The organism is Campylobacter gastrosuis (assembly GCF_030249845.1).
In the GTDB taxonomy this organism is placed as follows: domain Bacteria; phylum Campylobacterota; class Campylobacteria; order Campylobacterales; family Campylobacteraceae; genus Campylobacter_A; species Campylobacter_A gastrosuis.
This window is the reverse complement of sequence record NZ_JANURM010000015.1, coordinates 19,442-41,943: the sequence shown is the minus strand read 5'-3', so window position 1 is coordinate 41,943 and position 22,502 is coordinate 19,442. Positions and strand designations below refer to the sequence as shown.

Annotated in this window: 19 protein-coding genes and 1 tRNA gene; 6 read left to right on the top strand and 14 right to left on the bottom strand. The window is 36.9% G+C overall.

From position 1 onward, the window contains the following. Positions 1-183 precede the first annotated feature (183 nt). Positions 184-402: a M24 family metallopeptidase gene (locus tag NYG85_RS09455; RefSeq protein WP_284938276.1), complete on the top strand. Its 219-nt coding sequence runs from the start codon at positions 184-186 to the stop codon at positions 400-402. A 7-nt stretch (positions 403-409) separates the two neighbouring features. Further along, positions 410-1,318 carry a bile acid:sodium symporter family protein gene (locus NYG85_RS09450; RefSeq protein ID WP_284938275.1) on the top strand — a complete coding sequence of 303 codons (909 nt, stop codon included), beginning with the start codon at positions 410-412 and terminating at the stop codon, positions 1,316-1,318. A gap of 57 nt (positions 1,319-1,375) precedes the next feature. On the opposite strand, the gene NYG85_RS09445 is transcribed toward NYG85_RS09450, so the two are convergent. The 5 genes from NYG85_RS09445 to purB all read right to left on the bottom strand — a co-directional run bounded on the left by NYG85_RS09445 (position 1,376) and on the right by purB (position 8,586). After that, positions 1,376-3,748, bottom strand: a complete 2,373-nt coding sequence (locus NYG85_RS09445; RefSeq protein ID WP_284938274.1) for a ribonucleoside-diphosphate reductase subunit alpha — start codon at positions 3,746-3,748, stop codon at positions 1,376-1,378. Positions 3,749-3,831: 83 nt separating this feature from the next. After that, on the bottom strand, positions 3,832-5,979 hold the full coding sequence (locus NYG85_RS09440; protein ID WP_284938273.1) for a pentapeptide repeat-containing protein: 2,148 nt from the start codon (positions 5,977-5,979) through the stop codon (positions 3,832-3,834). Continuing rightward, positions 5,939-6,745: a hypothetical protein gene (locus NYG85_RS09435; protein ID WP_284938272.1), complete on the bottom strand. Its 807-nt coding sequence runs from the start codon at positions 6,743-6,745 to the stop codon at positions 5,939-5,941. The genes NYG85_RS09440 and NYG85_RS09435 overlap by 41 nt, the downstream gene beginning before the upstream one ends. Beyond that, the gene (locus NYG85_RS09430) at positions 6,738-7,253 is read right to left on the bottom strand and encodes a KwaA family protein (RefSeq protein WP_284938271.1); all 516 of its coding nucleotides are present in this window, start codon (positions 7,251-7,253) and stop codon (positions 6,738-6,740) included. The genes NYG85_RS09435 and NYG85_RS09430 overlap by 8 nt, the downstream gene beginning before the upstream one ends. Before the next feature lies 1 nt (position 7,254). Next, on the bottom strand, positions 7,255-8,586 hold the full coding sequence (purB, locus tag NYG85_RS09425) for an adenylosuccinate lyase (protein WP_284938270.1): 1,332 nt from the start codon (positions 8,584-8,586) through the stop codon (positions 7,255-7,257). Positions 8,587-8,662: 76 nt separating this feature from the next. On the opposite strand from purB, the gene NYG85_RS09420 reads away from it, so the two are divergent. After that, on the top strand, positions 8,663-9,580 hold the full coding sequence (locus tag NYG85_RS09420; RefSeq protein WP_284938269.1) for an RluA family pseudouridine synthase: 918 nt from the start codon (positions 8,663-8,665) through the stop codon (positions 9,578-9,580). Position 9,581: 1 nt separating this feature from the next. Here the strand turns inward: NYG85_RS09420 and NYG85_RS09415 are convergent, their stop codons facing one another. Beyond that, positions 9,582-10,421, bottom strand: a complete 840-nt coding sequence (locus tag NYG85_RS09415) for an MBL fold metallo-hydrolase (RefSeq protein WP_284938268.1) — start codon at positions 10,419-10,421, stop codon at positions 9,582-9,584. Between the two features lie 130 nt (positions 10,422-10,551). On the opposite strand from NYG85_RS09415, the gene NYG85_RS09410 reads away from it, so the two are divergent. Further along, entirely contained in the window at positions 10,552-11,196 is a 645-nt protein-coding gene (locus NYG85_RS09410; protein WP_169752699.1) for a ferritin family protein, read from the top strand. A 223-nt stretch (positions 11,197-11,419) separates the two neighbouring features. On the opposite strand, the gene NYG85_RS09405 is transcribed toward NYG85_RS09410, so the two are convergent. The 7 genes from NYG85_RS09405 to mraY all read right to left on the bottom strand — a co-directional run bounded on the left by NYG85_RS09405 (position 11,420) and on the right by mraY (position 19,279). Further along, positions 11,420-12,934 (bottom strand): FtsK/SpoIIIE domain-containing protein, encoded by a 1,515-nt coding sequence (locus NYG85_RS09405; protein WP_284938266.1) that lies wholly within the window; start codon positions 12,932-12,934, stop codon positions 11,420-11,422. Between the two features lies 1 nt (position 12,935). Next, positions 12,936-14,924: a hypothetical protein gene (locus tag NYG85_RS09400; protein ID WP_284938265.1), complete on the bottom strand. Its 1,989-nt coding sequence runs from the start codon at positions 14,922-14,924 to the stop codon at positions 12,936-12,938. Next, positions 14,911-15,429: an adenine nucleotide alpha hydrolase family protein gene (locus NYG85_RS09395; RefSeq protein WP_284938264.1), complete on the bottom strand. Its 519-nt coding sequence runs from the start codon at positions 15,427-15,429 to the stop codon at positions 14,911-14,913. The genes NYG85_RS09400 and NYG85_RS09395 overlap by 14 nt, the downstream gene beginning before the upstream one ends. Before the next feature lie 127 nt (positions 15,430-15,556). Then, positions 15,557-16,552, bottom strand: a complete 996-nt coding sequence (locus tag NYG85_RS09390; RefSeq protein ID WP_284938263.1) for a phosphoadenosine phosphosulfate reductase domain-containing protein — start codon at positions 16,550-16,552, stop codon at positions 15,557-15,559. Between the two features lie 300 nt (positions 16,553-16,852). Next, positions 16,853-16,928: transfer RNA gene (locus tag NYG85_RS09385), tRNA-Phe, on the bottom strand. 62 nt (positions 16,929-16,990) lie between these two features. Continuing rightward, positions 16,991-18,184, bottom strand: coding sequence for a UDP-N-acetylmuramoyl-L-alanine--D-glutamate ligase (gene murD, locus NYG85_RS09380; RefSeq protein WP_284938262.1), 1,194 nt, complete (start codon positions 18,182-18,184; stop codon positions 16,991-16,993). Positions 18,185-18,211: 27 nt separating this feature from the next. Further along, positions 18,212-19,279, bottom strand: coding sequence for a phospho-N-acetylmuramoyl-pentapeptide-transferase (mraY, locus tag NYG85_RS09375; protein WP_284938261.1), 1,068 nt, complete (start codon positions 19,277-19,279; stop codon positions 18,212-18,214). 73 nt (positions 19,280-19,352) lie between these two features. Here mraY and gpmI point away from each other — a divergent pair, with 73 nt between their 5' ends. Continuing rightward, positions 19,353-20,819 carry a 2,3-bisphosphoglycerate-independent phosphoglycerate mutase gene (gpmI, locus tag NYG85_RS09370; RefSeq protein WP_284938259.1) on the top strand — a complete coding sequence of 489 codons (1,467 nt, stop codon included), beginning with the start codon at positions 19,353-19,355 and terminating at the stop codon, positions 20,817-20,819. On the opposite strand, the gene coaE is transcribed toward gpmI, so the two are convergent. After that, positions 20,811-21,398 (bottom strand): dephospho-CoA kinase, encoded by a 588-nt coding sequence (gene coaE, locus NYG85_RS09365; RefSeq protein ID WP_284938258.1) that lies wholly within the window; start codon positions 21,396-21,398, stop codon positions 20,811-20,813. The two genes, gpmI and coaE, sit on opposite strands and share 9 nt — an antisense overlap. A 72-nt stretch (positions 21,399-21,470) precedes the next feature. Between coaE and purM the strand changes: the two genes are divergently transcribed. Continuing rightward, complete coding sequence (purM, locus tag NYG85_RS09360; protein WP_284938257.1) at positions 21,471-22,454, top strand: phosphoribosylformylglycinamidine cyclo-ligase; 984 nt, start codon at positions 21,471-21,473, stop codon at positions 22,452-22,454. The last annotated feature ends 48 nt before the right edge of the window (positions 22,455-22,502 follow it).

Here is a 22,502-nt window from a genome sequence, read left to right as displayed (position 1 = left end):
GCCACAATTTATTGCAAATGCACTTGGGCATTCAAGCCTAAATCACGTAAATAATACCTACTCGCACCTGATTTTACAAAAATCACAGCTAAAAAAGGCACAAAAGGTGCTTGATTTTGGGTAGTTATCAACAAAATAAAAGCAAAATTTTGATATAAGTTTGCAAAAAATCAGGATAAATTTATGGCAATAACACTAAAACGCCCACAAGAGATACAAAAGCTAAGAGAGGCAAATATAATCGTCGCAAAGACCCTTGATTACGTGCAGAGCGTGATAAAACCGGTGATGAATTTGCTTGAAATTGATAAAATTTGCGAAGAGATGATATTATCAAAAATAAAAATTCAACAAAAAATGCACCAAAAATTCTCGTCGCGAAACTTTTCATTAGCATTATAATTTTGCAATGAAAGCACTTTTATTTCCGTTTGTAGCAGTGATTTTTTCGCTGTTTTGTTATAGTTTTAGCGAGTTTTTTGTGCCTTTTAAGGGGTTTATTATGCCTTGTTTAATGGCGATAATGCTTGGTATGGGGCTTACTCTAAATTTAAGCGAATTTCGCGCTGTTTGGGGTAAAAAATACGCAGTTGTTTTTGGCGTGGCGACCCAGTTTGTGCTTATGCCACTTTTTGCACTTCTTGTTTCAAAAATTTTTGGCTTTAACGAGGCGCTCACCATTGGTATGATGCTTGTTGGGACGAGTGCTGGTGGGACGGCGTCAAACGTGATAACCTACCTTGCAAAGGGCGACGTGGCGTTGTCCGTGAGTATGACGCTTATCTCTACGCTGGTTTCAACCTTGCTAATGCCTGTTTTAATGTGGTTTTATGTGGGTGCTAGGGTTGATTTGCCGGTGGCGTCAATGCTTTTTGATTTGGTTAAAATCACGCTCTTACCACTTGTGGTGGGTGCTTGTTTAAATACATTTTTTAATAAATTTATAAACTCATTTAAGCCGTTTTTGCCCGCAATTTCAATGGCAGCCATTATCTTTATAATCGGCGTAATCGTGGCGGTTAATGCTAAGAATTTTGCCGATGTGGGCGTAATCGTGGCTTGTGCGGTAGCTGTGCATAACGTGCTTGGTATGCTAAGCGGATATTTTGGGGCTAGGGCGTTTGGCTTTGATAAGAAGACGGCTAGGACGATTGCAATTGAGGTCGGTATGCAAAACTCGGGACTTAGCGTGGCTTTGGCGATGAAGTATTTTACGCCAGTTTCGGCACTTGCTGGTGCGATTTTTAGTATTTGGCACAACATTTCAGGTGCGATTTTTGCTGGGTGGTGTGTGAGAGATGAGAATTTAAAGCTGTGATTTTAAACAAATCGCACTTGTAAAATTTGATAAATTCTAGGGATTTCTCCCTAAAATTTACTGACACCCTTCGCATTCTATCGAGCGGTCGGCGACGTTATTTACCTTTTCGCTATCTGGGCTTTCTGAGCGTAGATAGTAGGTTGATTTTAGCCCTAAGCTCCAAGCAAGGGTGTAAATTTCATTTAAATATCCGCCGCTTGCCTTATCAAGGCTCATAAAGATATTTAGGCTTTGTCCCTGATCTATCCACTTTTGGCGGATAGCGCCAGCGCGGATTAGCACCCTTTGGTCAAGCTCGTAAGCTGGTGTATAAAACTGCCACGTATCAGGGCTTAAATTTGGCACGACATTTGGGATCATACCGCTTAAATTATGCTCAAACCACTTGCGTTTATAGACCGGCTCAATGGTCTGGGTTGTGCCGACAAGTATGCTTATGCTTGAAGTTGGCGCGATCGCCATTAGGTAGCCGTTTCGCATACCATCGGTTTTTACTTTCGCCCTTAGCTTGTCCCAGTCGCAGGTGTTTTCATCAAATAGCCCGCCGCGATTTACCAGCGCTTTTGCGTTTTCGTTCGCGACGTCTATTGGCATTATGCCTTGGCTCCACTTTGAGCCTTCAAAGCTAGGGTATCTGCCCTTTTCAACGCTTAAATTTGAACTAGCGTAAATCGTGTGGTAGCTGATATTCTCCATTACGCTATCAATTAACGCCAAATGCTCGTAACTGCCCCATTTTACCTGCTTTGCGGCAAGCATTTGCGCCTCGCCCATTACGCCAAGTCCTATCGCGCGAGTTTGTAGGTTCGTATCCTTTACCTTTTTGTGCGGGTAGAAATTTAGATCAATCACGTTATCAAGCATTCTAACGGCTATCGGCACTACTCTTGCGATATCTTCTGGCGTGCTAATTTTACTTAAATTTATACTTGCAAGGTTGCAAACTGCCGTTTGCCCGGCGATCGGCTCTTTTTCTACGATGAAAATTTGATCATCTTTTATGCTATCAAGGGCTGAGAGTTTTTTAGCCTTTTTTGTTATCCCGCTATCAACTAAAACATCGTCCTCTTCGTCATAAAGGCTGATTTTACCGCTCTCAAAGGTAACCTTGATTTGATAGTAGTTTGGCTGTGTGTTTTGAAAAATTTCGGTGCATAAATTTGAGCTTCTAATTATGCCGGCGTGATCGTTTGGATTTGCCTTGTTTGCGTTATCTTTAAAGCCAAGAAACGGCATACCAGTTTCAAAATAGCTTGTTAGCACCTTTTTCCAAAGCTCTTTTGCAAGCATTGTATTTTTTTGTATTGTGTCATCATTTTCGTATTCAATGTAGCGTTTTTCAAACTCATCGCCGTAAAGGTCGGTTAAATCGCTTACTTGCGCTGGGTCAAAAAGCGTCCATTTTTCATTTGCGGCAATTCGCTTCATAAACAGGTCATTTATCCAAAGCGCTGGAAATAGCTCGTGCGCGCGACGTCTTTCTTCGCCTGAGTTTTTACGCAAATCCAAAAAGTCGCTCACGTCCATATGCCAAGGCTCGACATAAACGGCGATAGCGCCCTTTCTCGTGCCAAGCTGATCGACGGCAACTGCGATATCGTTTGTAACTTTTAAAAATGGTATGATACCGCCAGCGGCGTTTTTATGCCCGTCAATGCTGCCGCCCATAGCGCGAACCTTGCTCCAATCCCAACCGATACCGCCGCCAAATTTTGACAGCAAAGCCATCTCTTTGTAGCTATCAAAAATACCTTCAATATTATCTGGCGTAGAGCCGATGTAGCACGAGCTTAGCTGGTGGCGCGGCGTCCTTGCGTTTGAGAGCGTCGGCGTGGCTAGCATTACTTCAAATTTGCTGATTAGATCGTAAAATTTCTTAGCCCAGCCTTGGCTATCAAGCTCGTTTTGAGCCAAAAACATCGCAATTGCCATAAACATATGCTGAGGCAGTTCTATCGGCTTGCCCTCTTTATCCTTTATCAAATAGCGGTCATACAGGGTCTTAATGCCAAGATAGGCAAACTGCAAATCACGCTCTGGCTTAATGTAGCTATTTAGGTCATCAAGGTCGTATTTTTCTTTAAGCCCCGGCACGATGCGACCGGCTTTTTCGCCCTTTATGAGATACTCGCGAAGGTGGTTATAACCGCTAAAACCAGTAACCTTGTGATAAAGGTCGTATAAAAACAGCCGTGCGGCGACAAACGTCCAGTTCGGGCGGTCAATGTCAATCTTTTCAACTGCCGTTTTGATTAGCGTTTGCTGAATTTCTTCGGTCGTAATCATATCTCTAAATTGGATTTTCGCATCAACTTCAAGCTCGCTAAGGCTTACGTTATCAAGCCCAAGCACCGCTTCACTCGTGTATTTTTTGATTTTTGAGACGTCCAGCTCTTCTGTGCGTCCGTTACGTTTTACTACTTTCATATTTGTGCTTTCTGTAAATTTTAATTTTGAGATTTTACCTTTTTAATGGTTTTAAATAGCTTAGGATTTTGTGTGCAAATTATTTATGTTGTAATGGAGTTCTTGCGGGCTGTTTTTGTTATTGAATATAAGCATAAAATCATAATAATAACATATAAAATATACGTGGATTTGTAGATTTGAGTATTCATCGTATCTAGTGTTATGGCTTTATAAATCTTAAAATATATCTCTTGTTTGTCTATGATTGTTTTTAATTTTTGTATTTCGTTTTTATTTTGCATGAGAATATTAGTAATTAAATTAATTTCTTTTTTAATTTCTTGTTTTGTAGCTAAATGCAAAAACAGTCTAAAACCATCTTTAAATTCCATATCATAAGTTTTTCGTGTATATTCTTTATTTGCTGCATATATTAAATCCAATGCAACTTGTCTATTAGTATGATCTTCTAAAATAGTTTTTAGTTTATTTTCATCATCTATGTTTTGTAAAAGGGCGTATTGCTTGTCTTTTTTATCTATTTTTACTAGAAATTTAAAAATATCGTTAAGAACATCTTTGTTTGATATTATGATTTCTTTTTGATTTACTATAATATTTTCAGAAAAATAGCTACTGACACTAATATCATAATCCCTAAACGACAGCCTTGTTAAATGTGATAAAATATCGTAATCTAGACTATTTATTTGTTTTAGTAATTCGTTATTTTCTATATTTTCTTTATTGAATAAATTTAGTGTTGGGTTTATAAGACTTGGATAATTAAATAAAACAAATATTGGAACAAAATATGTAAAGCAACCGGTTGCAAAAGATATAAATTTATTTTTAGTAGTATAGCCAACAAGAAAGATATATAAGATTACAAAATAGACAATAACACCAAACACTGAATATTGTTGAAAAATAAAACTATATATAATAAATAGTGTACATAAAACAAAAATTATCCAAATACTAGTATCACTAATATTTTTAATATTTTTTAGACATATATAAATTGGAATTATCGCTAAAAAACATACAAAAATAAACAACATATTTTCCATATTATTGTTTATTATATAATTATTAAGTTTATTTATGATGAATAAAAATGTACCATAACTTGTAATCATTAAAAGCATAAAATGAAAAATTTTGCTTAAATTAGTATGATGATCACTTGTTGTGCGATAAATTTTTAAAGATATATAGTTAATCCATTTTGTAAAATTTACATTTTTTTCTTTGTGTAGATCGTATAATAGCTCCATTTCTTTACAATATAATTCTGCTTTATGATGATTTTTTGAATCTATTACATTTCCGCTATTAATTAGCGTAGTTTTTAATATGGAAAATGAATTTCTAAAATCTGAGTATGTTTTATTAAAAATATCATCTTTTGCCTGTTTGTTTTTATTAATATTTTTTAATTTGTTGTGTATAGTTTCGGCTTGATTGTTGCAGTCTATTTTAATATCATCAAAGCTATTTGCTTTAAAACTCGTATTTATTAAAATTGGATTTTTATCAAAATTAACACTACTAAAATTTGGTGTTTTATAAAAATAAACCCCATAAAACGATGCTATATTTTTAAAATTGCTCTCGTGAAAATCGGTAAAATTTCTAAACTCTGAATTGTTAAAATAGGTCTTATTTGTAAATATGGAGTTTGAAAAATCTGTATTATTATAAAAAATATTACTTTTAAAATTTGAATTTCTAAAAATACAATTTTTTACCATGAAATTACCAAAGATTTTACAATCTTGAAAGTTAAAAGTTGCAAATTTTGCCCCATTGATATAAAAATCTTTAAAGGCACACTTTTTAAAATTTATATTTTTAAAGTTTGTTGATCCGAGCTCAAATTTTCTAGTAAATTTACAATCTATAAACTCCAATCTCTCTTTTTTATTACCTTCGGGCATCATTGATTCAAAAACATTAATCTTGCATTTTTCAAAAGTTATATTTTTAAAATCATTGACAAATAAAGAATTTATTTTACATTCCTGAAATTTTATATTGTGTTCTTTTAAAATTTTTCTTAAATCTTCATTATTTATAGGATCAATTTTACAAACTTTATATATGATGTGTGTTTGTACTATTCCACTAATACTAACCGATATGTTGTCGCTAACGTTATTTTCGCCAAAAATTTCTTTTAGTTTTTTGTTGGCTAATTCAAAATCATTTGATTTTTTTAAAGGAACTTGCAAGACGCTTTTCACTACTTATATCCGTTTCATAGTATTTTTGAAATATTACATTATGTAAAGTCTCAATATCGTTTTTATCGTAAATTTTTATCTTATTATTTTTAAAAATATCAGTGTATTTTATAGAATATTTTTTATATGTATTAAAATTTTTTTCTAAATCATCAATACTATCTACTATTTGAGCAACTTTTCTCAGAGTGGTTTTTGGCAATGTTTCTGAATTTAAATCAGTATTTATATCCATTTTTTCGCAGGCTTTAAAAGCATTCATATCATCGTTAGTGGCTTCTCTATAATAGTGGGCTAAAAAGCCAAAAATAGCCGTTAAATCACTAAATTTTAAAAAATATATTTCATCGTTTTTAAATACAACTTCTGTTCGGTTTTGAACAACCAAAATAGTCTCGTTTTTGTGCAATTTTGCTATATCATTTGAAAAAGCCAAAAATGGTTTACTGATAAGATTTGCTTTAAAAATACGTTGAAAATATATATTTTTTTTATCAATAACAAAAAGATATTTTATATTTAAAAGAGATTTTTTATCTATGTTATCAGCATTAGTTGTATTAAATAAGTCTTTAATTTTTTTACTTTCTTCATTATTTAATTTGATAAAAAATATCTCATCATCTTCTAGTTTATAATTTCCTTTTTCCTGCAAAAAATCAATAGGCTTTAACTCTATATCATAATCCCAAATATTTTTTAAATTATCTTCTAAAATCTTGAAAATTTTATTTTTACTATTACCAAAAACTGATTTTTTACTCATTTTCATCCTTTTGTAAAAATGTAAAATTATTAAGTCTGATTAAATTTGATATTTTATCTATATTTTTAATATTGCGTTTAGATATTAAAAACAAACGATAATTAGCTCCGGTATTGTTCTTTGCATTTGCTTCATAAAAGTTAAATTTTAAAAGCACAAATGGATTAAAAAAACTAAATTTACATCCTTGAATCAATATAAAAATGCCTAAAAAAATTATCCAAAAAAGCAATATGTTATCATTATTTACACTCAAAGCCACAACAAAATATGCAATGTAAATAGGTATAAACTTGGGTTCGGCAATTTCTACAAAATCGCATTCAACGCTCTCATCTCCAAATTTTTTAAGGCAACAATTTAAAAACAAATTTGAATAAACAAAAGCAAACACAAATAGGCTAAATGCACAAAAACAGGACTCTTTTTTTATTAAAAATATGATAACGATCGGTGAAACTGCCGTAAATATATAAAGTTGAGTTGCTATTTTTATAAGTAAATTCATTTTACTTTTCAAACACCCTTTTAAAAATTCTATCCACGTTTTTTGTGTAGTATGAGTAGTCAAAACACGCCCTAATCTCGCCCTCATCAAGGCTCTCTCTAAGCTCGGCGTCAGCTAGTAAATTTTGTAAAAACAAACTCTCGCCGTTTTCGTTTAAAACCGGCTTATTCTGCCCCAAATCAGCCCAAACTTTCATCGCATTTCTTTGCACGATTTTATAGGCGTTTTCGCGTGAAATTTCACGTTTTGGTAGCTCTAAAAGCACACGTTGAGAAAAGACCAAACCGCCAGTTAGGTTTAGATTTTTCATCATATTTTCTGGATAAACGACTAAATTTTTAACCAAATTCGTAAGGCGAGCGAGCATAAAATCAGCCGTGATAAACGCATCAGGCAGGATAAAACGCTCAACCGAGCTGTGGCTGATGTCCCTTTCGTGCCAGAGCGCCACGTTCTCCATCGCTGGGAGCGCGTAGCTTCTAAGCATTCTACAAAGCCCGGTTACATTCTCGCTTAGCACTGGATTTCGCTTGTGTGGCATAGCCGAGCTGCCCTTTTGACCGGGGCTAAAATACTCCTCGCACTCATAAACTTCGGTGCGTTGGTAGTGGCGAATGGCGACGGCGATCTTTTCACAGCTTGAAGCCAAAATCGCAATCGCGCTCATCACCTGCGCGTAGCGGTCGCGCTGGATTACCTGATTTGACGCTGGGGCTGGACTAAGTCCTAGCTCGGCACAGGTTAGCTCTTCAAGGTCAAGCGGAGCGTGGGCGAAATTACCCATTGCGCCTGAAATTTTACCAACCGAAATGACCTTTTTTGCGTGTTTTAAAAGCTCTAAGGCACGAACAATCTCATCATACCAAATGGCTAAAACCAGCCCAAAAGTTATCGGCTCTCCGTGAATTCCATGCGATCGTCCGACCATTAGCGTGTTTTTATGCTCAAATGCGCGTGATTTTATCGCTTTTAAAAGCTCGGCAATATCAGCTTCAAGAAGCTCCAAGCTATCACGAATTTGAAGCGCCACCGCCGTATCAATGCAATCTGAACTAGTCATACCAAAATGCACGAACCTGCTCTCATCGCCAAGGCTCTCGCTCACGCTCGTTAAAAATGCGATCACATCGTGCTTTGTCGTAAGCTCAATCTCATCAATCCTAGCCACGTCAAATTTTGCGTTTTGGCAGATTTTTTTGCAGTCCTCATCGCTAATAAAACCAAGCTTATTCCACGCTCTAACCGCAGCTAGCTCCACTTTTAGCCACGCATCATATTTTGCCTGTTGCGTCCATTTTTCACTCATAATCTTACGTGAATATCGCTCTACCATAATCTGCCTTTTTTACAAAATTTAAAGCCCAAATTATATAAAATCGGCTCTTTAATTTTAATAAAAAAGGAATTTTTTGCCCTACGTAGATAAAAAAATCACAACCGCAAACGGCGAAAAAGCCTATGAAATTTTGCTAAAAAATGGCTACGATATGAGAACGGCTCAGCGTTTGATAGATAGGGCAAGACTTCATTGTAACGGCGTTTTAGTAAGCGAGAAAAATGCTGTTTTAAAGGGCGTGGTAAGCCTTATTGATTACGAGTGCCGCCCACGTGGCTTAAAGCCGATTTATGAGTTTAGCGACTTTGCGGTCTTTGATAAGCCAAGCGGTGTGCTAAGCCACCCAAACGGCAGACATTGTGAATATTCATTAAATGATGAAATTTGGTCGCTTTTTGGGCGAGAGGCGGCTGTGGCTCACAGGCTTGATAGAGAAACTAGCGGACTTATCGTGGTGGCTAAAAACAAAATTTCACAGGTTAAATTAAAGCAAATTTTCCAGAGCCGAAGCGTGAAAAAAAGCTATCTCGCCGTGGTTTTTGGTAGGGTTCTTTTAGATGAATTTTGCGTTGATTTGGCTATGGACTTGGCAGATGATTATGGTGACATAAAAACTCGTATGAAAATTTGTGAAAATGGCAAAAAAGCCGTAACTGAGTTTAAGGTTTTGGAGCGTTTTTCTAACGCCACACTGCTTCGCTGCTATCCGATAACAGGCAGACAGCACCAAATTAGGCTGCATTTGTTTCACGTGGGGCATAAAATTTTAGGCGAACCGCTTTATGGGCTAAACAAAGAGCAAATCACTAAAATTTTAGATGATAAACTAAGCCAAAGTGAGCGGATAAATCTAACTGGTGCGGATAGACTTTTACTTCACGCTGATGAAATTTCGTTTGAATTTGACGGACAAAAATATGAATTTAAGAGCAAAATGGATTTTAAAGATGAAATTAAAAAAGTCCTGAAAAATCAGAACTTTTTATTTTAATTTAGTATTTTAAAATTTCGCCCTCTTTTGGCACGGCGACATTTTGAATTTTATTTGTTTTTACAAAATTTCTCATATCATCAGAGCTAATAGTCGTGTGATTTACAGCGTCCATATGCACAGTGATAAGATTTGCATTTGGTGCGTATTTACTCATTTTTACTACGTCATCAGTCCCCATAATAATCCCGTCGTTAGAGCCTTCAAGTTTAGCATAGCCAGTATTTAGCACAATCACGCTTGGCTTAAATTCATCAACTGCATTTTCAACCGCTTTTACCCAAATGGTATCGCCTACGATATATAGTGGCTTTTCATTTTGTGCGCTAAATACAACTCCCATCGCATCACCTAGAATTTCAGCAAAAAAAGGCGTAGCATACATTTGGTCGGTGCCGTGCTGACCGCCTTTGATACGACTTAGTTTTACGCCGTTAAAATCAGTTTTCACGCCCATTACTCTAACGTCTTTAAAGCCTTGTGAGCGAATAATTTTGGCATCCCCTGCGTTTTGGACAAAAATAGGCATATTTTTATCTATAAATTTAGAAGCCACCTCGTCCCAGTGGTCATCGTGCGTATGCGTTACGATGACGGCATTAACGCCTTTTAAAATCTCATCTTTTGAGAGTGTCATATCAATTAGTGGATTGCGTTTATCGCTATTTATCGTCCCATCAAAGCCTTTGTAAGCACCCTTGTCGGCTAGATACGGATCAACTAAAAACGTCGTCCCTGCGTAGTTTATCTTAGCAGTTGCGTTACGAATATGCTGATATTCAAAGGCATTTGCCACGCCAAAAAGCATTAAAGTAGCCATTGCAATTTTAGAAATTTTCATTTTTATCCTTTTATTTTAAATTTTAGCAGATTGTAACTAAAATTTATTCAAAGCAAACTTACATTATCAAAATATATGTTTTTTTAATAATACTCTGTTATAATTTCATTTTATCAATTAAGGAGTAAAAATGAGAAAATACGAAACGTATAAATGCCAAAAATGTGGCAATGAAGTTGAGGTGCAAAATGTCGGCGGTGGGACGTTAAGTTGCTGTGGTGAGCCGATGACTTGCGTAACTGAAAATTTAACGGCTATAAATTTAATGAAAGCGTTTGCAGGAGAAAGTCAAGCTAGAAATAAATACGAACTTTACGCAGATATCGCAAAAGAGGCTGGTTATCACGCTATCGCAAGACACTTTTACGAGGCGGCTGAGAATGAAAAGTGGCACGCAAGAGCGGAGTTTAAACGCTATCACGAGCTGATAAATGATCCGATTGACAAAATGGACGCAAACCTAATCGCAGCGGCACAGGGCGAAAGATATGAGCACGAGATAATGTATCCTGAGTTTGCAGCTATTGCAAAAGAGGAGGGGTTAAGGGATATTGAAAGACTATTTAACGCCATTGGTAAGGTTGAGGTTGAGCACGAGCGTGAGTATTTGGAGCTAAAACGCATACTGCAAGAGGAGGGATTTTTTAGTAGCGATGATGAGGAGATTTGGGTTTGCGAGGTCTGCGGACACGTCCATCGTGGTAAAAAAGCACCAAACGCCTGTCCTTTGTGTAAAGCCGGACAAGAATACTTTAAAAAGGAATTTTTGGGGTAATTTTGTTAAGATAAACCGCCGTTTTGGCGGTTTGTTTCTAAAATTTCAGGCGTTTAGGTTGATATAAAGCGTGAAAAAAGCGAGATAGAAAAGGGTTTATTTCTAAAATTTCAAGTGTCTAGGCTGTGGCAAATCGCTACTTTGCGTTTGATTTGCGTCGCTTTTGATGAACTGCGTGGCGTTGTTTGCCAGTATTACGGCTAGCAAACCGCATTTTTGGCAGTTAAAATTTTAGCAACTCTTTTATACTTTCTTTATTTAAATACGGCGAAAAAAGCAGAATTTTATCGCTTAAAAGCGGTGGGACTTTGGCTAACATATCGCCCTTGCCTAGCAAATTTTCAGCCCCAGTTTCATCTATTATGATTTTTGAGCCACTTGCATTTTGTGCTTTTAGCGCTATTCTTGATGAAAAATTTGCTCTTAGCTCTTGTTTAAAGATATTTGAGTTTGGCGTTTGTGTAGCAAGTATCACAAAAATGCCAACCGCTCTTGCCTTTTGAGCGATTAAGACCACGCTATTTTGCATATTTTCTAAATTCATAAACGCATCAGCCGCCTCATCAATGATGACTACAATATTATTAAATGGATTTGTTAGCTCAGAGTTTTTACTAGCCCCAAATTTTGCAAGCTCTTTGTATCTTAGCTCCATTTCATCAATTATCCCGCCAATCACATTTTCAAAATTTAAAATATCTGTCGTAACCTTATTTTGTGCTATCTTGCTTAGCTTAATAAGTCCGTCATAAACGCTAAATTCAGCACCGCCCTTTGGGTCAATTATTATAAATTCCGCGTCTTGATTTAGCTTAGCAGTTGATGTGATTATGGTGTGTAAAAGCACGGATTTACCGCTACCACTTGCACCGCCGATTAAAAGGTGCGGACACTCTGATAAATCAAAGAAAAACGGCTCATTATTTATATCTCGCCCAAGATAGCTTACGATTATCATTTTTTTATTATTTTTAGCTAAATCAGCTCTAAATTCGCTAGCACCCAGAATTGTCCAGTTTGAAGGTGGCTTTGGCAAAAATAGATTAAAACTCATCGCCTCGCCCACTCTTTCATTAAACATTGCGTTTGCATAAAGTCCAAATTCTCGCTTAAAGCTTGAAATTTTAGAGTTTAGGTTTCTAAAATCACTCTCACTTGCTAGGTGGATTTTAAAAACATCGTGCCTTAACGCTTCGTTTATGGATAAAATTTCTGCGTTTATGGCGTTTGTTTTAAAATACTGCGTTAATCTGCTCTTATCAATTCTATTTGCTTCTACGCTCTCTTGCGTGAAATTTTGACTTTTGAAGTTTAAAAATTCATCTAATAAAAACTGATAAAAGTCATCCTTGCTTTTATAAAGATTACTTAGCTCGTAAAGTCCCCTGTGGATATATTTATCAATCGTGCTTGTAAATACGCTATCATCGCTAAAATCTAAATTCTCATCTTTGTGCCTAAACATAAAAAATGCACGAAGCAAAGAGGTGTAGTCTTTTAGTCCTTTGCCCTCGCCGATAACTTGTGTCATATTGTATTCAGCCCCGCTAATAGAGCCATCATAAGGGATATAGTTTGAGTAGCAGGGGTTATCTAGGCTTTTGTATTCAAGGCGGATTGATTTATTTATTGCAAGGCGTAAGATGACATATTTTGGCAGGTCTATTTGCAGAGAATTTTTAATTACATTTGCGATAAACTGCTCTTCGCCCGGTTTTGTGTAAATTTTACCTAGCATTTTAATCCTTTTTAACTATTTTTGCGTGACTTCTTGTTGATTCTTGATTTGTTATCTCATAAACACCAGCGATTTTATTATCCATAAAACTAAGCTCTCTTTGTCCAAATTCCGTGCTAGTTGGCAAAACAATAACCTGATTTGATGCATCTGTGTAATATTTTTGTATTAAATTTTTGCGGTTAATAGCATCTAAACGACCAATTGGGGTGTCTATGATTAGTGGTAGTTTTTTATCGCTAAGGCGTGAAAGTGCCCAAAAAATGCTAATGGCAGCGATTTGCTTTTGACCTGCACTCTGATTTGCTATTGCGATAATTTCGCCATCTAAATTAACAAGCTTTACTGCAAAATTTTCAATCCTAACATCGGCTACATTGTCGTTTGGCAGAAGGCTTTTGTAGTTTTTTAGCACCTCGTTTTTTAAACGTTTGCTCGTTCTTTGTATTCTGCCTTGCTTGTAGTTGTTAATCTGCTCTTTTGTTTTTAACAAAATTTCAAGCTCCTTTTTTACTCGCTCATCTCGCCAAACCTTGTCTTTTAAGTCGGTAATTTCAATCTCACAATTTGAAATTTTGTTTTCAAGCTCTATTTTTAGCTGTGATTTTTGCTTTAAATTCTCATTTAAACTTAGCTTTTCTTGCTCTAAGGCTTCAATCTCTTGTGAGAGTTGGTTTATTCTTTCTTGATGAGCGGTGTCGGCGTTATAATTGTTTAGATTATCCATTGCTTCTTTAATTTGCGTCCTTGCTTCTTTTGCGTTTTTTAGGGCTTGTATTAGCTTTAAAGCGCCGTTACAAGCACTTTGGTATTGATTTATCGTGGCATCTTTGTTTATGCCTTTAAAAATTTTGCTGTCGTTTTTTATAAATTCTAAAAACGCCTCTTTAATTGCATCGTTTAAGTCGTATTTATCGCATTTAAGTGCTAATTTGTGGTGCAAAATTTCTGTGCTAAAATTTGCTAATTTTGTTAAATCATCTTTGTTAAAGGCATTTTGACTAATGCTTTTTTCTAGCTCGCTAAAAATTTCTGCATAAATCTCATCAACTCCTAAGAATAAAATTTCGCCACCATATTCTGAAATTTCTTTTTTAAATCGGTCTAAATCGTCGTTTGCTTGTTGTTTAAGCAGGATTAGGCGTTCGTGCTCTTTTGAGCTGTTTTTGATATTTAAATCTCGCTGGTTTGACTTTTCTAATAAAATTTCGCTGTTTTGTTTTATATCTTTGCGAAGTAAATCTATATTAAAATTTGTATTTTCAAGCTCCTCTTTTGCACTGCCAAGCTCGCCTTGTAGGTGAATTAGCCTTGATTTTTCGCTGCTTGCGATATTGCTTTGTGTGATTAAATTTCTCTCTTTGTTGTTTAGTTGTTTTATTATCCTATCAAGCACCGAGATGTTTAGAATGCTTTGAATTTTATCTTTTAGTTCAGCACTCATCTCATCAGCCATATTGACAATCTCCTCACCATCAAAGACAAAAAACTGCAAGAAGTTAAGTGGCAGGATTTGTTCTATCTCATCTTTTGCTTGATTATCGTGTAAAATTTCGCTCTCTTTTTGATAGGTTAATCTCTCTTTTAGCTCTGGATATCTTGACCACTCACGCCTTATTCGTATCTCTTTGCCGTTATCATCAAGTAAAATTTCAACAAAAAAGTTATTTTGATTAGCCCTAACTGCATTAGAGTTAAACACGCCCCGCCAGTCATCGCCCTTGCCTAAGAGTAGCTGTTTTGGAGTAAAGCTACCCCTGCCTTTGTTATTTACAATATCTAAAATAACGCTTGGGACGCTAGCATTATCGCTTAAAAGACCGCTACCGGCAAAAAGTAGCTTCACGCTTCTTATAAAGCTTGTCTTACCAAAGCCGTTTTCGCCAAACAATAGATACACTGGCTTGCCATCTTCTTGCGTAAAATTTACGCTTTGAGTTTCGTAATAGGCAAAAAGATTGCAAATTGTTATTTTTTTATAAAATATCAACTTTATCTCCTATTTTTGATGTTTCATCTTCTAAATTTTTACTGACAATATCGTAAATATCTTTATCTTTTATGCTTGTTTTTCTAATGACCTCTAAGATTATTCTCTTTGCGATAATACCGCTAGTATCGGCTTTATCAAGTAAATCAATGTCTTGTAAAACTGGCTCATCTGTGTTAAAATTTTGCATTCTGCCAAACTCCTTTGCTATTTTTATGCACGAATTTTCGCTATCAAATTCTCGCTCCCAAATTTGTGCTATCATAATTAACTGCTCATCGCTTATAAGCTCGCTGCCACCGCTATTTTTATGCTCTAATTCAGCCTTTAAAAGGCGTTTTAAAATCTCTTTTCTAGCACTGCTTGTAAATGGACCTCTTTTAAAACTGCCATCTTTTTTAAAATCGCTTCTTAATGCTGTGTTTTCTCTGGCGTCTTTGATGAAATTTCTAAAATCGTTTAGTGGTTTTAAGCTGTTTTCTCCGCTTTTAATAAAGCCTTGCATTGATTTATCTTCATTAACGAGTGTGCAAACCCAGCAACCAAATCGGCTGCCACCACAACTGCTTTGATTTTTATCAATTATAAACTGGCACTCATCGCCACTAGCTTGTGTATAGAGTGAAAAAAGCCTATCGTGGCTTATGCCCCAAGGGGGGGGTATGAGTGGTTAAGTAGCTCCAAACGTCATCTGTAAGCCACTCTTTTATCGGAGAGTAGATTAGGACGTTTTCGTAGTCATCGTGTTTGTTAAATCCATCTTCGCTTAGCGTGCGTTTTTCTATACTTTGTTTGCGATTTTGACTCTCGCTTTTTCTAACGCCAAGCGTCATTATCGCACTGCCGTGCTTGTTTGTTATCTCTTTTACGATTGATTTCATCGGATTTATTTTAAGGCGTTCGGTGCACCACCTAAACGTCCTTGTAGGGCTTGGATAGCCCTTCCCGATTAGATTTACCCAAAATTCATCGTTTGAAGATGGCTTTGCAATGAGAATTTCAAACGGCAAATTTCTATTTTTTGCATCTAAATTTATGGCATTTACCAAATTTTCAAAGTATTTTTTTACATTTGGTGCTTCAACCAAAGTATCTGAAAGTATCGCATAGGTCGGATTTAGCTCATCTTTTGGCATTTTTAAAATCATCTCATACATAAGCTGTAAAACGCAAGTTGAGTCCTTGCCACCGCTAAAAGTAACAATCCACGCACGTTTGTATCGCTTGTATTTATCTAAAATTTCAGCCCTTGTTTGATTTAGTAAATTTATAAATCTATCATCGCTAGAAAGAAACTGGGCTCCACTATCTTTTGCATCTAGGATTGTGCCAAGGTAGAATTTTACTCTCGGATTTGCTATCTCTTTTGCGAAATTTTCAGCACGTTTTGAGCTAGAACAGCACAAAATATATTCGCTTTTTGGATTTTGTTTGATGAAATTTTCTATCTCATCTTTTGTGGTTAGATTTACTGAATTTGCAATATGATTAGCCAAATACGCAGCGCGCGACCTGATGTCTATAATCACGGCATTTGTGTTTTTAAGAGAATTTACAGCCAAACTAGAATCGCTCACGCTCTCGTGATTTAGGGCATTTGCGTTTCTAAAAATATCTTGTTTTGGCATTAATTACTCTTTGTTTAAAAATGAAGCACGATTTTAATAAAAAGACACTTAAAATTTTATTATTTTTAAATTTGCATTAAATAAATTTTATTTTATGCGTCATTTGCGGATTAGTCGTGATTGTTTGCATTTTTACCTAGCACCCTAGCTAAAATTTCTTTTAAAATCGGCGATTATTTTGTGGTGTAAAATTTTGTTTGCAAAGAGTTGTAAATTTTTAACTTCTTTAAATTTTAAAGATTTGGTATTTAATGACTTAATTTATTTAGAATTAAGAGCAATTTAAAAGCTGAAAGAGAATGGTGGTTAGAGGCAGAATCGAACTGCCGACACGCAGATTTTCAGTCTGCTGCTCTACCGACTGAGCTATCCAACCACCTAAAAAGAAAAGTGATTATACATTTAAAAATATAATTTTTAGCTTAAATTACAAATATTTTATAAATTTGCAACAAATTCTTTAAATTTATCCCCACGCTCGGCGTAACTTTTAAACTGATCAAGACTAGCACAAGCCGGGCTTAAAAGCGCGATTTCGCCTTGTTTTAAAACCTTTGCGATCTCGCTTACCGCCACCTCTAAAAAGTCGCATTTAACGCACTCAAAGCCAAGCGATTTGCTCATATCAAATAGCTTCTTAGCATTTGAGCCAATCGTATAAATTCTAACGTCAAGTCCGCTTAAAGCCCCAAAAACTGGGCTTAAATCCACACCCTTATCATCGCCGCCTAAAATGAGGTGAAGCGGTTTATTGGCATATCGTTTTATCGCCTGAATCGCTGCGTCAATATTTGTCGCCTTCGTGTCATTTACCCACACTCGCCCCATTTTATCGCTAAATTCTTCAAGTTTATTTGGCTCAATCACAAAGCCGTTAAGCCCTGCCACATCGCACCTATCAAGCAAAATTTTCTGCACCGCCAAAGCCAAAAGCGCGTCCATTAAAAACGGCGTTTTAAAGGCTATCTCATCAATTTTTACACCGCAAAATTTAGCTAAATCAGCCTCATTTTCATAAGCTATAACGTGCGCAAGAGTTGAGGTCTTAGCGTAAATTTTTGGCAAAATCGCCACGCTATTTTCGCTCATCACGCTTAGCGGTTTTAGCTTTGCCTTTTCATACTCGCTAAAATCGCCGTGCCAGCTAAGATGATCTGGCGTGATAGGCAAAAGCACGTAAATATCAGGCTTTGCGGTCTTTGTGTAGTGCATCGTAAATGAGCTAGTCTCTAACACCCAAATTTTGGCGTTTTTATCCAAATTTGCAAGTGGGATGCCGACATTACCGCCCATAACCGAGCAGTAGCCTTCAAGCAGGTGCTGGGTCATCTTTGTGGTGGTCGTCTTGCCATTTGTGCCACTAATCCAAACGCAAAATGGCGTAATATCCGCAAAATAGTCGTATTCGCTGATTAAATTTCTAGCCTTTTTAATAAGCTCGTGACTTGGGGCGATGCCGGGACTTGTGATTTCAAGCTCGCTTTTTGCGGGGTTAAACTCGCTAACAGGTAGGAGTGCATTGCCAAACTCATCGCGCGAGATTTGCTCAAATTTATCATCATAAATATCCCAACCGCCGCTTTTTGCTATCGCTTTTGTCGTGCCACCGTAGCCAAATAAGCTTTTTTTCATATAAGTCCTTTAAATCTTAGCGGTATTTTAGCGAAGCTTTAACGCTATTAACGCAACCAAATTTGCAAGCAACGCAATAATCCAAAATCTAATGATTATCTTATTCTCCGCCCAGCCTTTCATCTCAAAGTGATGATGAATCGGTGCCATTAAAAATATCCGCTTTTTGTTTCGGTATTTGTAGCTTGTGGTTTGCAAAATCACGCTTAAAGTTTCAATCACAAATACAAAACCGACCAAAATCAAAAGTACCTCATTTTTACTCATAACACCCATAAGTCCGATAAATCCGCCAATACTAAGACTGCCACTATCGCCCATAAAAACCTGCGCTGGATAGCAGTTATACCACAAAAATCCGAGCAATCCGCCAATCATCGCCGAAGCTACGATGATGACCTCGCCCAAATTTGCAACCTTTGGCAGGTAAAGATACGAGCTAAACACGGCGTGACCGCTAAGATAGGCAAAAACGCCAAGTGTGATTAGCGAAAAAATGCTTGGCACTGCTACAAGTCCGTCAAGTCCGTCCGTTAAATTTACAGAATTTGAGGTTGCTACAAGCACCAAAACCCAAAAAAACACGCTAAAAATCCCCATATCAAAGAGTGAAAATTTATAAAACGGCACGTAAAATGCACCACCTAAATCAGTGCAAAAATAAAGAAGTCCGCACACGATAAATGAGAGCGTTAAGAGCAAAGTCATTTTTGCCTTTGGGCTAAGTCCAGCGTGATTTTTTCGCCCAACAATCTTTGAATAATCATCAAAAAAACCAATCCCACAAAACCCAAGAAGCGTTAAAAGCGAGATAAGCACGTAGGCGTTATCAAGTCTAGCACAAAGAATGCTTGCCAAAACTGCCGTGCTTACAAAGACAAGGCCGCCCATTGTAGGCGTTTTGCCCTTTTCTTGGTGCGTTTTTGGGGCTAGTTCGTAGATTGGCTGACTTGCGTTTTTTGCCTTTGCCCAAGCGATAAATTTTGGCATAGCATAAATTGCAATGAAAAATGCGATGAAAAATGCGATACCAGCGCGAACCGTGAGATACTGAAAAAAGTTTAAATTTATGATTTCATAAAGATAGTAAAACAAAATTTTGCCTTTATTTTAAAAAAGGTTGATTTTAGTATAATGCCACTAAAAATTTCATAAATTTGGAGCAAAAATGGGGCAAAAAACCATACTTGTCATCACTGATGGCATAGGTTACAATAAAAGCGAAAATTTCAACGCATTTGCAGCGGCAAAAAAGCCGACTTACGACTGGCTGTTTAAAAACGCACCGCACACTTTGCTAAAAACCTCTGGACTTGCCGTGGGGCTACCAGACGGGCAAATGGGCAACTCAGAGGTCGGACATATGACCATTGGTGCTGGGCGAATTTTGTATCAAAATTTAGTCAAAATTGATAAAGCGATAGAAAATGGCGACTTTTTGCGTGATGAAAATTTACAAAATTTATTTAAAAAATGCAAAAATATCCACATAATCGGACTTTACTCAGACGGCGGTGTGCATTCGCATTTAAGCCACTTTCACGCACTTTTTGATTTAGCAAAAAATGCAGGTTGCAACGCTCACGCTCACATCATCACTGACGGCAGAGATGTGCCGCCCAAATCAGCCTTTGAGTTTGTAAAAAACGGCGAAAAAGAGCTAAAAATTTCAAGCGTTTGCGGCCGCTTTTACGCTATGGATAGAGATAATCGTTGGGAGAGAGTAAAACAGGCTTACGATGCGTATTTTGGGGCGTTAGAACCACTTAGCATAACTCCAAGCGAGTATATAAAACAAAGCTATGAAAAGGGCGAGTTTGATGAGTTTATAAAACCTGCTACATTTGGCGATTTTAAGGGCATAAAATCTGATGACGGCGTGGTGTTTATAAATTTTAGAAACGACAGAGCAAGAGAGCTAACATCGGCTTTTGGCGATGATGATTTTAGTGCGTTTAATCGCTCATTTGTGCTAAAAAATATCATCACGATGACTGAGTATGACGCTAAATTTAAGCACCCAATTTTAATTAAAAAAGATGAGTTAAAAAACACGCTAGCTAGCGTCATCGCAAATGCGAGAAAAACGCAGTTTCACACCGCTGAAACCGAAAAATACGCACACGTTACCTTTTTCTTTAATGGCGGCGTTGAGGATATGGTGGAGAATGAAACTAGGCTTTTAGTGCCTAGCCCAAAGGTCGCCACATACGATAAAATGCCACAAATGAGCGCGGACGAAGTTTGCAGTGCCGTTTTAAACGCTATAAATTCTGGCTTTGATTTTATCGTAGTAAATTTTGCAAACGGCGATATGGTCGGACACACTGGCGATTTTGACGCCTCGGTTAAAGCTGTTGAAGCGGTGGATTTATGCCTAGCTAAAATCATAAAATCAGCACAAGAAAACGGCTATGCCTACGTGCAAACTAGCGACCACGGCAACTGCGAAGCTATGCGCGATGAAAACGGCGAAATGCTTACAAATCACACGACTTTTGACGTATTTTGCTTTGTTTTAGCACAAAATGTCAGCGAGTTAAAAAGTGGCTTGGGACTAGCAAATGTGGCTTCATCGGTACTAAAAATAATGGGACTTGAAATTCCAAAAGAGATGGATGAGCCACTATTTTAAGGTGGCTAAAAATTTATCCACCTCTTGTTCTAAGTGCGAAATATCAAGGCTATTGTCAATCACAAAACTAGCCATTTCGCGCTTTTTTTCAATATCCATTTGCAACTCAACCCTACTTTTTGCCGTGCTAAAATCAAGTAAATTTCGGCTCATCACGCGTGAGATTAGCAAATTTTTGGGTGCATAAACGACGATGATTTTATTAAAATCGTAATTTTCTTGCTTTTCAAAAAATAGCGGTATATCCACAAAATAGGGCTTTGCGTGGCTTTCATAAATTTCACACTGCCTTTGTATCTCGCTTTTTATCTTTGGGTGAAGCAAATTTTCAAGCCATTTTAGCTCATTTTTGTCGTTAAAAACGATACTGCCTAGCTTTTTTCTATCCACTTTTTTTTCATTTAAAATTTCACTCCCAAAGTGTAAAACCAGCTCGTTTTGTGAAATTTCAAGCTGTTCGTGGGCGATTAAATCAGCGTCAATCACGCTAAATCCACGCTCTTTTAGAAGCTTTACAAAGGTGCTTTTACCGCTACCAATTGAGCCAGTTACCACGTAGGCGTTTTTAAAATTTGACATATTTTGCCCTAAATTTTTACTGAGATTTTAGCAGATTTAGGCTAAAATTCCCAAAAATTCTAAGGGGCAAAAATGATAACCTACAAAGACGCGGGCGTTGATATTGACGCTGGAAATGAGTTTGTAAATGCGATAAAACCGCACGTAAAATCAACCTTTACGCCACTTGTTTTAGGCGGGATCGGCTCGTTTTCAGGGGCGATTAGACTGCCAAGCGGATATAAAAATCCAGCGATTTTGGGCGCGACTGACGGCGTTGGGACAAAGCTAAGACTTGCAATTGACGCAAATCGCCTTGAAAACGTCGGCATTGATTTGGTCGCAATGTGCGTAAATGACTTGATTTGCAACTTTGCAACTCCGCTGTTTTTTCTTGATTATTACGCAACGGCAAAGCTTGATATAAAATCCGCCGAGGTCGTAGTTAAGGGCATTGCGCAGGGTTGCGTGAGAGCAAAATGCGCCTTAATTGGTGGCGAAACGGCTGAAATGCCTTCAATGTATGAGGGCAAGGATTTTGATTTGGCTGGATTTGCTGTGGGTATGGCTGAAATTGATGAGATTGACCGCACGAAATTTGTAAAACAAGGCGATATTTTGGTGGCACTGCCTTCAAGCGGACTTCACTCAAACGGCTACTCGCTAGCACGAAAAGTGGTTGAGAAAAAGGGGCTAAAATTTGATGATAAAATGGGCGAAAAATCGCTAATAGAGCTACTTTTAGAGCCAACTAGAATTTACGTTGATGAGTTTTTGCATTTAAAAGATAAGATAAATGCCCTAGCTCACATCACTGGCGGTGGTTTGGTTGAAAACTTGCCACGCGTTTTTGGCGAAAATTTAGGCGCAAAAATCAACAAATCAGCCATAAAAACGCCAAAAATTTATGAAATTTTTAACGGCGTCGTTGATGAGGCTGAGCTTTATAGGACGTTTAATATGGGTGTTGGCTTGGTGCTTGTCGTGTCAAAAGAAAATGTGGATTTTGTGCTAGAAAACAGCGACGGCTACGTCATCGGCGAGGTCGTAAGCGGTAGTGGCGTAAAAATCGTATAAAAAGTTATTTAAGAATTTTTTGCTAATATTAACTTTTTTAAAGGAGAA

Bases quoted from the DNA above. Each gene is read 5' to 3' on its own strand.
- NYG85_RS09430 (WP_284938271.1), bottom strand. From the start codon at position 7,253: ATGAATTTACTTATAAAAATAGCAACTCAACTTTATATATTTACGGCA.
- NYG85_RS09390 (WP_284938263.1), bottom strand. From the start codon at position 16,552: ATGCCAAAACAAGATATTTTTAGAAACGCAAATGCCCTAAATCACGAG.
- NYG85_RS09445 (WP_284938274.1), bottom strand. From the start codon at position 3,748: ATGAAAGTAGTAAAACGTAACGGACGCACAGAAGAGCTGGACGTCTCA.
- NYG85_RS09455 (WP_284938276.1), top strand. From the start codon at position 184: ATGGCAATAACACTAAAACGCCCACAAGAGATACAAAAGCTAAGAGAG.
- coaE (WP_284938258.1), bottom strand. From the start codon at position 21,398: ATGTCAAATTTTAAAAACGCCTACGTGGTAACTGGCTCAATTGGTAGC.
- murD (WP_284938262.1), bottom strand. From the start codon at position 18,184: ATGAAAAAAAGCTTATTTGGCTACGGTGGCACGACAAAAGCGATAGCA.
- purB (WP_284938270.1), bottom strand. From the start codon at position 8,586: ATGGTAGAGCGATATTCACGTAAGATTATGAGTGAAAAATGGACGCAA.
- NYG85_RS09405 (WP_284938266.1), bottom strand. From the start codon at position 12,934: ATGCTAGGTAAAATTTACACAAAACCGGGCGAAGAGCAGTTTATCGCA.
- NYG85_RS09450 (WP_284938275.1), top strand. From the start codon at position 410: ATGAAAGCACTTTTATTTCCGTTTGTAGCAGTGATTTTTTCGCTGTTT.
- NYG85_RS09395 (WP_284938264.1), bottom strand. From the start codon at position 15,429: ATGCAAGGCTTTATTAAAAGCGGAGAAAACAGCTTAAAACCACTAAAC.
- NYG85_RS09435 (WP_284938272.1), bottom strand. From the start codon at position 6,745: ATGAGTAAAAAATCAGTTTTTGGTAATAGTAAAAATAAAATTTTCAAG.
- NYG85_RS09415 (WP_284938268.1), bottom strand. From the start codon at position 10,421: ATGAAAATTTCTAAAATTGCAATGGCTACTTTAATGCTTTTTGGCGTG.
- gpmI (WP_284938259.1), top strand. From the start codon at position 19,353: ATGGGGCAAAAAACCATACTTGTCATCACTGATGGCATAGGTTACAAT.
- purM (WP_284938257.1), top strand. From the start codon at position 21,471: ATGATAACCTACAAAGACGCGGGCGTTGATATTGACGCTGGAAATGAG.
- NYG85_RS09410 (WP_169752699.1), top strand. From the start codon at position 10,552: ATGAGAAAATACGAAACGTATAAATGCCAAAAATGTGGCAATGAAGTT.